We start from the raw sequence: 12,418 nt of genomic DNA, 5'->3' as shown, positions 1-12,418 counted from the left end.
TGAGACGGGTTGGGACGGACCGGTTTGAGCCAATTCGGATCGGTTTCGGCTGGTATGGGTTGATTCGGGAGAAAATGACACTCATGCTCACCCCACACCCATGAGCGTCCGATTCACCAGAAACGGACACACTGGGTGGGCGGCACACGGTCCGGAATTCCGATTCGGGAGAAACGGGCAACCAAGATGGGCGCATTACACCTCAGACGTCCGATTCACCAGAATCGGACACTCTGGGGGCAGGTTTGCCGAGCCACACGTTGACAAGCGTGCCGCCCACCACAAGCGCCACGCCAATCCAGAACGACGCTCCGAGCGCCACGCCCAGCAGCACCATGCTGGATGCGGTCGACAGTACGGGCGTCGCGTAGGATCCGAGCGACAACACTTCCATGTCGCCATGCAGCATGCCGTAACCCCAGCACGCGTATCCTCCCGCAATCGAAATCGCGCAGGCGACCACCGCCACGAATCCCCAGAACGACGGCATTCGGTCAGGCACCCCCTGAACGGAAGCAAAGTGGATGATCCACAGCGTGACCGCCACAAAACAGATGAAGATCGCCGTCCCATCGTATCCGCCCGACATCGCCGGTGCCACCGTGGCGTACAGCGACCAGACGAACGCACCGAGCAACGCCAGTAGATACGGCAGCGGGTTCGCAATGTTCGCCAGAGCGCCGTTGATATCCAACCTGTCACCGCCAACCGCCAGGGCGATACCGATCGTCACGATGATGACACCCGGCAGCGCCCGCCAAACCGCGCCTTTTCTGCGCGAGAACGCGGCGGTCATAAGTACCAGCAATGAAGGCCACAGGTAGTTGATGAGGCTCACTTCGATGGATTGCGCGGATGTGAATGCCAGTCCGATGGCCAGGGAGATGGAAGCTTCGTAGAACACGAACATCAGTCCGCCAACCAGCAGGTATCGACGCGGATACCTGCGGATCGGCGCAGGTTTGCGCACGATGAGCAGCATCGCGCCACCAACGGTGTATATCAGGGCGGAGCCGAGCGTGGCCCCGAAATCGTTGGCTACGATACGCACCAGTCCAGCCATGAATCCCCATAGCAGGATTGCGCACAGACCTATAATGTTGCCTTGTTTCACCCTACCGTTAGACGGATTGCATGGGCTTGACGGTGTTTTCTCTTCCTGGTTCACAGGGTCGATGCTACCGGCATCCGCGCCCGCAGCATCGATGCCAGACAGTCAGCCAGACGAATCAGTAGGCCACGCAACGGAAACCCTTGAACGGCGAGCGCCACGCTTCGGGATCATGCGGCACCTGCGCCACTTCCAGACGCTCCTTCAACGGCTCCTTCGCCCACACATGCTTCATCTGGAAACGCACGACGCTGATACGCAGCATGTTCAGTTCGCTTTCACGATCCTTCTCATTCAAAATCACATCGCACGCGTCACCGCCGTGCATCATGGCGGGATTCTCGTATTTCCACCGCCCATCCAATTCGCCCACAATCAGCGTTCCGTCAGCGCGCTTCCAGCAGAAATCGCCGCGAATCTCACCCCCATCCAACGGGCTTATGAACACGACCTGCGCTCGCGGACGCGCGTACCCCAATTCCAGAATCGTCGCCAACGCCACCGCTTCTCCCCCGTTCTCGCATAACGGTTCCACACGTTCCGCAAGAAATCTCGCGCGGATAATGCCCCACAGACGCGTCGTGCCACCAACGTAATCCATTAAGGTCTTGACCGTGGATTTGAACCTTCGCAATCCCGTCGAGCAGATTTCGAATGCGTTGATGAAATCCAGTGTTCTCGCGCAGTCCATCAGGGTTTGGAACAGGTCGGTGACGAGCATGCCATCGATCTTGCATGTTGCGGGCGGATTCTTGTAGTAGCGTGCGATGATGAAACCGTGACGCCCCGCCTTGGAGCGATTCACGACCGCGATATGGACGTATTTCTGGATTTTCCACACGCTGGTCAAACCGTATGCGGCGGCGGCCGACGGGCCGCACAGCACCGCGCCAGGGTACAGCTGACAGACGGAACGCAACATCCAGATAATGCGTTCGGAGTATGACAATGCCGCCCATTTTTCCGCGTCCAAGTACAGACCCTTGTGCGGCATGATAACAGTGCCTTTGCGCACACGACGTTGAAGCGCACGCCGATCCTTCGGATCCGTGGGATGCGCGAGTTGACGCCGTTTACGGCATTCCCTGAACATCGCGTCCAACCTCCGTTGGGCCTCCGTTCGCGCATACGCGAATGCGGCTGTTGGTGCGCTTGCTTGCGTGCTTGTTTTCGTATTCGTTTGCGTAGTCATGCGCACAAGATACGGGACGTTCCATCCGATGCGCCAGCTGAAACGGGGGTTGTGGACAGAAGATAGGCAGTTATCCACAGCTCGGCGTGTCATCCACAGGCATATCCACATCGCCCCTGAGTGCCCGATTCTGGAGAATCGGACACCCTCACCCCCACGCCCCCACTTCGCATGTCCTTTTCTGGAGAATCGGACACTCTGGTATGCCTCGCCGCACCCCGCGTGACCGATTCGGGAGAATCGGACATCCGTTGTGTTACGCAGCGGAAGGGAAGAGTCCGGAAGGCTGCGGATACGGAAAGCGCGAGGGAGCATAAGAAAGGCTCCGAACCGTAGGGTTCGGAGCTTGTCGGAGCGGATGACGGGAGTCGAACCCGCCTCTACAGCTTGGGAAGCTGTCGTTCTACCGATGAACTACATCCGCAAGGTGGCGCTTTTGGCGCACAAGCGGTCAGTTTAGCATCAAAACGGATACCACGCGACTCATCGCCCAAAAGATGAATCACCATGTCCGAACCAGTCTGAAGCAGCTGGAGCCTTCGTGCGTCGTCAACTAGCGTATCCGCTGGCACCAACCGCTACGCCCGTCAACAATCAATAACCAACGACCAGCCACCAATCACCAATCAAGCGATCAGTAGTACGCCGGAACCTGCGCCGGTCGCATCCCGTCGCCGCCGATTTGGGCGCCGCGCATCTCCTGCGACATCTGCATCAGCCGTGCGATACGGTCGGCGGTCGGCGGATGCGTGGAGAACAGACGGGAGAAACCGCCGGATTTGAACGGATTGGCGATCATCATGGCCGCCACCGACTGATTGCCCGCCGTGGCCTGCATCGGCCTGGACTCCACACCCATGGAAATCTTGTTCAGCGCGGAGGCGAGCGCTTCGGGGTCCCCGGTGAGTCTGCTGCCATCCTCGTCCGCATCGTATTCGCGCGTACGCGAAATGGCCAGTTGTACCAGCGACGCACCGATGGGCGCGAGAATAGAAGTGAGGATCACGCCGACCACGCCGACCAGTCCGGAGGATCCTTCGCGGTCGCGGTCGCCGCCGCCGAAGTACATGAGCGAGTATCCCAGATATGAGATCACGGATGCCATGGCCGAGGCGATGGCGGAGGTGAGGATGTCGTGATTGTAAACATGCATGAGTTCGTGGCCGAGCACGCCGCGCAGTTCGCGTCCGTTGAGGATGCGCAGGATGCCTTGCGTGCAGCAGACCGCCGCGTGACGTTCGTTGCGTCCGGTGGCGAAGGCGTTGGGGCTTTCGGTGGGCGCGATGTAGATGCGGGGCATCGGTTTGCCGGCTTTGGCGGAGAGCTCGCGGACGATCTGATAGATTTGCGGCGCTTCCTGTTCGCTGACTTCCTGAGCGCCCATGGATGCGATGGCGAGCTTGTCGGAGAACCAGTACGATCCGAATGTGGTCGCCAATCCGATGATGATGTAGATACCGAGGCTGTTGCGGCTGGCACCGGTGCACAGCCAGATGAGCATGATGATCGCCCACATCAACGCGAAGAGCAGCGTTGTTTTCAGGCCGTTGCAATGGCCGTGTACACGCATTTTGGCATTCATGGCTTCAGCCTAAAATGCCACCCTGAATGATTACTGGATGTATCCGGGAAATGGGCGGAACGGACGAGGCTTGCGGAACGGAACGGGGCGAGGCTTGCGGAACGAATGAGACCTGCGGAGTGAGACGCATGGGACGCGCTAACAAGCGCGAACGAAAGAGGGAGACGAACTTCCGCTCGTCTCCCTCGAATCAGATCACGCGACCAGCCGTCACACAGCGATCACCGGCAATCAGGCGTGTGCAAGTTCACGCATCTGATCAGGCTCGATGACCTTCTTGTGCTCGCGGCCTTCCTTCGCACCCTCGGCACGCTCGTACGCGTCGACCTTCTTCCAACCGGCGAAATCGATCGGCTTGACGCCACGCTCGGCCAGCAGTCGATCGATGGATTCGGGATCACGATCCTCAGCCACGCGACCGCCTTCGGCGGCCTCGGCGAGATCCTCCAACATGTTGGTCACGATGGCGAGCGCATCGGACTTGGTGGAACCGATGAGGCCGACCGGACCACGCTTGGCCCAACCGGTGGCGTACAGGCGCTCACGCACTTCACCGCCGTCCGCTTCGGTGGTGATGCGACCATCCTCGTTCGCGTTGGCGAGGTGGGCGTGCTTCTCGTCGTAGGCGATGCCGGGTGCGGTGGCCGGCTTGTAGCCGATGGCGTGGTATACGGCTTCGACCGGATAGTCGACGAATTCGCCGGTGCGGGTCATCTTGCCGTCGGCGCTGGTTTCGGTTTTTTCGACGCGGATCGCCTTGACTTTGCCGTCCTCGCCCAGCACTTCGGTCGGCGCGGAGTTGAAGTGCACGTAGTACTTGCGGTCGGCGGGATTGCCTTCGAAGTCGACGTCGCCGTCGTCTTCCATGTCTTCGGCCATCTCGCGGATCGCGAACAGTTCCTCGACCATCTGACGGGTCAGCTTGTTCTGGCCGGCGACTTCGATGGTTTCATCGTCCAGATCGAAATCGTCCTCGTTGATGATGAGCTGCACGCCCGGCAGCTTCTCCATTTCGCGAAGCTCCTGCACGCTGAACTTGGCTTGGGCCACGCCGCGGCGGATGAACAGGTGCAGCGTCTTGGCCTTGTTGGCCTTGATGCCTTCGTACACGTTGTCGGGGATGTCGGTTTTGGCTTTGAGGTCATCGGCGTTGCGCATAAGTTCGCGGGCCACGTCCATGGCCACGTTGCCGCCGCCGATCACGGCCACGTTCTCGGCATCCAACGGCCATTCGCGAGCGCCGGTGGGGTAACCGTCATACCATTCGACGAACTTGGCGGCACCGTACACGCCGTCGAGATCGGCGCCCGGCAGGCCGAGCGGCTTGTCTTCGACCGCGCCGGTGGCGAACAGCACGGCGTCGTAGCGGGCGAGCAGTTCGTCCAGGGTGACGTCCTTGCCGAATTCCACGTCGCAGTACAGGTGGATGTCGGGGTTGTCGAGCGTCTTTTCAAGTGCGTCGGCGATGAATTTGATGGACGGATGATCGGGGGCCACGCCGTAGCGCACCAGGCCGAACGGAACCGGCAGCTTTTCGAACAGGTCGATGCGGGCCTTGGTGCCCAAGCCGAGTTCCTCGCCCAGCTTCTTCAGCTGACGAAGGAAAATATCGGAGGAATAGACGCCTGCGGGGCCGGCGCCGATAACAGCAATTCGAAGTTCAGTAGTCTCAGTCACGCGCTCTAGCCTAACGCAAGCCGTCGAAACGCAAAAGAGGCAATTCGGCTTGGAATGACTGGGTGGCGGGCGTTTTCTTGGCTGATCTATTTGGGCTATCTCCCTGTCTCTGGCTCCTTGGTTGTTTTTCTTTTGTCTTTGGCTCCCCGGCTGCCCTATCTCCCTGCATCCGGCTCCCCTTCTTCTGTCTTCGGTACCTTGACTGCCCTATCTTCCTTATCTCCCTGTCTTCGGCTCCTTGACTGCCCTTTCTCCCTGTCTTCGGTTCCTCAGCTGTCTTCCTTTTGCCTCCGCCCTTCTTCATCCGCCTCCGTCCATCTCCGCATAGAAAGATGGAGACAACTTCGCCGAATGTCTACGCCGAGAACCGCTCAGCGTAGCCAAACGGAGATGGCATCCCCAAACCACCACACTGAGAACCGCTCAGCGTAATCAAACGGCGACAGCTTCACCAAATAGCTACGCTCAGAACCGCTCAGCGTAATCAAACGGAGAAGCCATCCCCAAACAGCTACGCCTACGGCCCGCCAACGTAGACAAATGGAGACAACTTCGCCAAATGGCTACGCTCAGAACCGCTCAGCGTAGCCAAACGGAGAAGCCATCCCCAAACCACCGCGCTGAGAGCCACTCAACACAGACAGATGGGGACAGCTTCTCCAGAGGTCTACGCCGCACGCATCCAACCAACACCCGCCTACCGCCGCAGCGTGCGCAACACGTCGGTACGCACATACACCGTGATATCGGCGGTCGTGACCCAGTTCTTCCACGACATGTGCTTCGTCGCAATCGTGACCTTGCGATAATCGCGCATCCGGTATCCGAGCCGACCGAAGTAATACTCCGGAAAATCGGCGTCTCCGATTACGAACGCCGGCTCGCCCTTGGCCGCGCACGCCGCGATCTCCCGGTTCATCTGCGCGGGCGTCGGCACTTGATTCGGCTCATAGGATCGACCGCGATACGTGCAATCCAACAGCCCGCGCTCCGGACCTCGCGCCGACCCGTGTTCCGCCGTGCTCCACACTCCGCGTCCAAGATACGGGTCCGCGGCAATCGCCGCCCAAGCGTACCGGTGCGTATCCTCCTGGCGAGGCGTATGACTGCCGTCCGGCCATGTGGTTTCGGGATAATAACGCCAGACCGATACCCAACGGTTATGTCTGAAATCGTTGCGTTCAGCGAACGACGCCACGGCACGCGACCCCGAATAGTCGTACCGCAGGTCGCACACGCCGGCCGCGATATTCCACCACAGGCTCGGCAGCAGCAGAAGGACGATCACGCAGTTGCATATGATCGCGCTGCGGGAATGCGAAGAAGCGGATGCGGGTTGTGCGGTCGCAGGTTGGCTGGAGTGTCCAATTCGGGAGAATCGGACACTCTGAGTGGAACAGACGGGCTGAGCGGAATGGACAGGCTGACCGGGCTGACCGGGCTTCCCGGCCCGCCTCACCGCAATGCGCCCAACGCGCATGCGCACGAATCCGCGCAACCATTCCGGCACATCGTCCGCATCGATCGGCCGATCACGGATCAGCATCCACAGGTCGGCGACGAACAGCGCGAACACGATGCCGAGATGATGCAGACTGAAATATTTCGTCGCGCACAGGGCGAACAACACGTACGGCAGCAGCAGCATGTCAAGATCGCCGCGGCGACGAGCCAAACGGCCAAGCGCATACCAGACCATCGCGGACAGCACGACGCACAACACAATCGGGACAACATCCATGCGTAGACCGTGCAGCGAAACATCGCCGGCGAACGAGGTGAACAACGCTTCGGACGGCATGATCAGCCAGAACATCAGGAACTGCATGATGGCCGAACTGCCGCCGGAGCCCGGCGTCATGCCGAACGTGTCGGGATACGGCAGAATGCATACGGTCAGCGTGAGGCCTACGACCAGCAGCATCAGCCATGCGACGAACCGTTCGGGACGGGCGATCACGGAACGGATGGACGAACGGATGGACCGCGATTCGCGCAATACGCGCACGACCCACACCAATGCCATCGCGCACGCCAAGGCGATACCGTAACTGCTGGTGCAGCAGAGCAGAATCAGACTCAATGTCAGACGCCACGGCTTCTCGTCACGGCTTTCCAACAATCGGCGGTCAGGAATATGGCCGCGCACATCAGCGCGTATGGGCGCGACGTGACGCCGTACTGGAAGCACATGAAATACGTGAACGGCAGGAGGCCCACGGCCAGCGGCGGGAACGGGGAGCGGAATACCAGCAGCCACGCCATGATCGCGGCGCAGACAAGTTGTACGCTTTTCAATCCGATCTCGTATGGCACGCCCAGTTTCGCGGGGATCGACAGCATAAGCCACCACAGCGGCGGATGGCCTTCGTAATGCGGGCGGACGAGCAGAATGTCATGGAATGAGGCGTCGCGGGCGATGAGCCATGATTGCGCTTCGTCGAACCATGGTTCGTGGAAGACCATCAGAAGCGCTGTGATCGCGAGATACAGGGTGAATATGATGATGCGCCAGTGGTGGTGGAACGCGTGCGCCAAGGTGGTGCCGATGATGCTGGATAATCCGTTTTGCGTCGGATTGGCTGCGGAAACCGTTGCGGTCTTGGCGGATTCGGTTCCGTCCGCGACCGCGAAGCTCACGGATAGTGCGGATTCCTTTGCGCCGGTCATACGGCCCAGCTGGTTGGGATGGTCGGGCTGGTTGGGATGGTCGGTCCGATTGTGATGATCCGACCGTTGCGCACGTCTTGACCATTCCAGCCATTCCGATTGCGCCAACCGTCCCAGTCTCCTCGACAAACCGAACCATCCAGTCACCGCCGCTGCCATACCGTCGCCCGATTTGCCTGCTCCCATATCAGCTCCTCCATCAGCTCCTCGCTGCCACGACGAACCTTCTCCGACTTTCAATCGCCCGACATACCCCGACGCATACCGATACGCCCAGCACATACTCAGGTAACAGGTAATCAGTAAGCACGACCAGCCCCCAACTGTCAAGCGAACGCCACATATGTTGCGCCGCCAGCTCAAATGTCCGATTCACCAGAATCGGACATCCGCAGCCCACTCTTCCTCGCCAGAGTGTCCGATTCTCCAGAAAAGGACATCCACGGTCAGCCGAACCAGCCAGAGTGTCCGATTCACCCGAATCGGACATCCACAGCCCACTCTCCCCCGCCAGAGTGTCCGATTCTCCAGAAAAGGACATTCACGGTGCAGCCCTACGTCCTAATTCGGCCAACCCGCTCCCATCCCCGTCCCAGCCCTTCACCCCAAAGGCGCAAAACCGGCCCGGTTACACGCCGTCCCTATAATGTGCCTGTCATATCCATGATGCAAACGTTTGACGCCCCTCCCGCATCGCAAACCCGCAGATCCGCAAATCCGCGGGCGCAAAACCATGCGAGCAACACGCACAACAGCGCGGAATGGACGCGAAACAATCACAACAGAGAAAAGAGAGCATCCAACAGTGAGCGAAACAACACCGCATAACGCGGCCAAACACGATAAAAGCGACTCCGGGTACGCCAAGGATCTGAAGCCGCGTCACATTCAGATGATCGCTATCGGCGGATCAATCGGCACGGGACTGTTCCTAGGCGCAGGCGGATGACTATCGCTGGGCGGCGCCGGCCTGGCCCTCGCCTACGCAGTGTGTGGTATCTTCGCATTCCTGATGGTCCGTGCCTTGGGCGAACTGGCCATCCGCCGTCCCTCCTCTGGCGCGTTCGTCTCCTACGCACGCGAGTTCCTGGGCGAAAGGGGCGCATACATCACCGGCTGGCTGTTCTTCCTGGACTGGTCCGTCACCGTAATGGCCGACATCACCGCCGTCGCCGTGTATTTCCACTATTGGAAGGCATTCCAAAACGTACCGCAGTGGCTGCTCGCGCTATGTGCGCTGGCAGTCGTGTTCGCGCTCAACATGATGAGCGTGAAAATGTTCGGTGAAGCCGAATTCTGGTTCGCGGCCATCAAGGTCGCCACGATCATCGCATTCATGGTGATCGCCATCTGGGCCATCGTAACCGGCGCCCCGGTCGGCTCCTCCCACGCCGGCATCGCCAACATCACCGAACATGGCGGACTGTTCCCGAAGGGCCTGCCTACCGTATTCGCACTGACCCTCGGCGTGGTGTTCGCGTTCGGCGGTACCGAAATGGTCGGCGTCGCGGCTGGCGAAGCCAAGGATGCCGTCAAAGTGCTGCCCAAGGCCATCAATTCGATGATCATCCGCATCTTCGTCTTCTACGTTGGTTCCGTGGTGCTTATGGCGCTCGTGCTGCCGTACACCGCCTACTCCGCCAACGAATCCCCGTTCGTCACCTTCTTCTCCGGCATCGGCATCCCGCACGCCGGTGACGTGATCCAGGTTGTCGTGCTAACCGCCGCGCTGTCGTCCCTGAACGCTGGACTGTATTCGACCGGACGCACGCTGCGCTCGCTCGCCGTGGCCGGTTCCGCGCCGAAGTTCGCCGCGCGCATGAACAAGCATCACGTGCCGTACGGCGGCATCATCATCACGTCCTCGCTCGGTCTGATCGGCGTGGCGCTGAACGCCGTGCTGCCTGCCGACGCGTTCGAAATCGTCATGAACTTGGCTGGCATCGGCATCGCCGGAACGTGGGCGGCCATTCTGGTGACGCATCTGGCGTTCCTCAAGAAAGTCAAGGCCGGTGAGGAAACCCGTCCGGCGTACCGTATGCCGGGAGCACCGTACACGAACTACATTTCCCTGCTGTTCTTCGCCGTGGTCGTGCTGTCGAATCTCACCAGCGCGGCCGGACGTTGGACGCTGGGCATGTTCGCGGTGGTCGTGGTGGCCATGGTGATCGGTTGGTTCTGCGTGCGCGGTCGTATCAACGGCAATCTGATGGAGGAGATGCTGGACGATAACGGCAACGACGTGCCCGACGTGCTGGAAACCACGGAGGTTCCCGGCAAGCAGGACTGATACAGTTCGGGGCGGCTTAGGCTAGGTCGACATGTCCTCAGAGTGTCCGATTCTCCCGAATCGGTCACTCTCAGCCCCGCCCCACCACCCTGAGTGTCCGATTCACCAGAAAAGGACACTCCAAACCCACTCCAGCCAACCCGGTTGTCCGATTCACCCGAATCGGCCACTCTCGATCCAGCCCCACCACTGTGAGTGTCCGATTCACCAGAAAAGGACACTCAGGGCTCTGTCCCATCACCCAAGATGTCCAATTCTCCAGAATCGGACACGCGCGGTTCGGTCTGGCTGTCCTGATTGTCCGATTCTCCAGAAAAGGACATTCTGGCTCCGGTTCGACCACGCACGGTTGTCCGATTCTCCAGAATCGGTCACTCACACCCCAACTTGACCACTCAGAGTGTCCGATTCACCAGAATCGGACACTCCTTCGTGCTTCTGCCCGATTCCTCTCTCTCCTCGACCCTAGGCCTCATCCCATAGGCCACTCAATGTAGCGATTTGGAGAAGGATTCCACGTTTGGCTACGCTGACGAGCGCTCAGCGTAGCCAAACGGCGACGCACCCCGCACCTGCCTACACTGAAACGCCCTGAACGTAGACAAACGGAGAAACCATCCCCAAACAACCACACTAAGACGTTCCGAGCGTAGACAGATGGAGAAGTCAGCTCCAAATGGCTACGATGCAGGAGCCGAGCAGCCAGGAACAGGAGCAGGGAGACGGCAACGCAAAAAAGAACATCCACATCGGCGGTACAGTGGGCACCGGAAACCGAAACCAGCAAACCCCGCACAAACCAGCAAACCCCACACAAACACAAACACAACCCCACAGCCCAACAACCGCGGAGTCATAAGAATCCCAAGATTTCAAGGAGGTAGACCTTTGCGCATTCACATCACGTACACCGGCGGCACCATCGGCATGATTGATTCGCCGAACGGCCTGGTGCCGGGCGCCGACACCAAGGGCTGGCTGTTCCGTCTGTTGGAGGACGCGCATATGGATAGCAGCCTGTTCACGTTCACCGAGCTCGATCCGCTGATCGACTCCTCGAACGCCACACCCGACAACTGGCAGACCATGATCGACGATCTCAACGCGCACCGCGACGACGCGGACGCGTTCGTGGTTCTGCATGGCACCGATACGATGAGCTATTCGAGCGCCGCGCTGTCGTATGCGCTCACCGATTTCGGCAAGCCGGTCATTTTCACGGGCTCCCAGCACCCGTTGGGCAAAATCGAATCGGATGCGACGGCCAATGTGACCGGCGCGTTGAACGCGACGATGAGCGAGCGCATGCATGGCGTCGGTCTGTTTTTCGGCCACCACCTGTTTGCCGGCAATCGTGTGAGCAAGTCGTCGTCGTGGGCGTTCGAGGGGTTCTCCGCGCCGGCGACCGGCCCGCTGGCTCGCACCGGAACGCCGTGGCATTGGTATGTGCCGGATGCGAGCGGCGAGGGCTGGCATGATCCGAAGCCGTATCAGCGGCATGACGTGGCTGTGATCGACATGGCTCCCGGCATTACCGCCGCGCGTCTTGAGGCGATGCTGTCTCCCCGTCCGGAGGCAGTGCTGTTGCGCGCATATGGCGTGGGTAATGTGCCGAGCAATGAGCCGGGTTTGACGGATGTGATCGCCGATACGCTGCGTGACGGCGTGCCGGTGGTCATCGCCTCGCAATGCCAGCAGGCTGAGGTGCTGTTGGGGCATTATGAGACGGGTGATGCGGTTGCGCGTGCGGGCGCAACCGGTTCGGGCGATATGACGTTGGAGGCCACGTACGCGAAGATCATGTTCCTGTTGTCGCAGGGCGTGGAGGGCCGTGATTTCGCGGATTGGATGATCAGGTCCATCGCTGGCGAGATTTCGCCGGCGTCCGCTTTGTGA

9 protein-coding genes and 1 tRNA gene are annotated in these 12,418 nt (G+C 60.0%); 3 read left to right on the top strand and 7 right to left on the bottom strand.

Going from position 1 to position 12,418, the window contains the following annotated elements; all coding sequences use genetic code 11:
- Window positions 1-202: 202 nt before the first annotated feature.
- From yddG to BUB29_RS10165, 7 genes are all read right to left on the bottom strand, one after another.
- A complete protein-coding gene (gene yddG, locus BUB29_RS07990; RefSeq protein WP_051915243.1) occupies window positions 203-1,168 on the bottom strand; it encodes an aromatic amino acid DMT transporter YddG in 966 nt (321 codons plus the stop codon).
- Between the two features lie 61 nt (window positions 1,169-1,229).
- The gene (locus BUB29_RS07985; RefSeq protein ID WP_234356141.1) at window positions 1,230-2,105 is read right to left on the bottom strand and encodes a hypothetical protein; all 876 of its coding nucleotides are present in this window, start codon (window positions 2,103-2,105) and stop codon (window positions 1,230-1,232) included.
- Window positions 2,106-2,656: 551 nt separating this feature from the next.
- Window positions 2,657-2,727: transfer RNA gene (locus BUB29_RS07980), tRNA-Gly, on the bottom strand.
- 210 nt (window positions 2,728-2,937) lie between these two features.
- Window positions 2,938-3,885, bottom strand: a complete 948-nt coding sequence (htpX, locus tag BUB29_RS07975) for a zinc metalloprotease HtpX (RefSeq protein WP_033522500.1) — start codon at window positions 3,883-3,885, stop codon at window positions 2,938-2,940.
- A 231-nt stretch (window positions 3,886-4,116) separates the two neighbouring features.
- The gene (locus BUB29_RS07970; RefSeq protein WP_033522498.1) at window positions 4,117-5,562 is read right to left on the bottom strand and encodes an FAD-dependent oxidoreductase; all 1,446 of its coding nucleotides are present in this window, start codon (window positions 5,560-5,562) and stop codon (window positions 4,117-4,119) included.
- 697 nt (window positions 5,563-6,259) lie between these two features.
- Window positions 6,260-7,684: an ABC transporter permease gene (locus BUB29_RS10170; RefSeq protein ID WP_234356127.1), complete on the bottom strand. Its 1,425-nt coding sequence runs from the start codon at window positions 7,682-7,684 to the stop codon at window positions 6,260-6,262.
- Complete coding sequence (locus BUB29_RS10165; RefSeq protein ID WP_234945716.1) at window positions 7,648-8,418, bottom strand: hypothetical protein; 771 nt, start codon at window positions 8,416-8,418, stop codon at window positions 7,648-7,650. Before BUB29_RS10165 ends, BUB29_RS10170 begins: the two co-directional genes overlap by 37 nt.
- A gap of 619 nt (window positions 8,419-9,037) precedes the next feature.
- Here BUB29_RS10165 and BUB29_RS10390 point away from each other — a divergent pair.
- The 3 genes from BUB29_RS10390 (at window position 9,038) to BUB29_RS07945 (ending at window position 12,418) form a co-directional block, all read left to right on the top strand.
- Window positions 9,038-9,181, top strand: a complete 144-nt coding sequence (locus BUB29_RS10390) for a hypothetical protein (RefSeq protein WP_234356125.1) — start codon at window positions 9,038-9,040, stop codon at window positions 9,179-9,181.
- Between the two features lie 6 nt (window positions 9,182-9,187).
- A complete protein-coding gene (locus BUB29_RS07950; protein WP_455593614.1) occupies window positions 9,188-10,522 on the top strand; it encodes an amino acid permease in 1,335 nt (444 codons plus the stop codon).
- 888 nt (window positions 10,523-11,410) lie between these two features.
- Window positions 11,411-12,418 carry an asparaginase gene (locus tag BUB29_RS07945; protein ID WP_033522495.1) on the top strand — a complete coding sequence of 336 codons (1,008 nt, stop codon included), beginning with the start codon at window positions 11,411-11,413 and terminating at the stop codon, window positions 12,416-12,418.

Origin of the sequence: Bifidobacterium merycicum DSM 6492, assembly GCF_900129045.1 — a bacterium.
Classification (GTDB): Bacteria; Actinomycetota; Actinomycetes; order Actinomycetales; family Bifidobacteriaceae; genus Bifidobacterium; species Bifidobacterium merycicum.
This window is presented reverse-complemented; position numbering and strand designations above follow the sequence as displayed.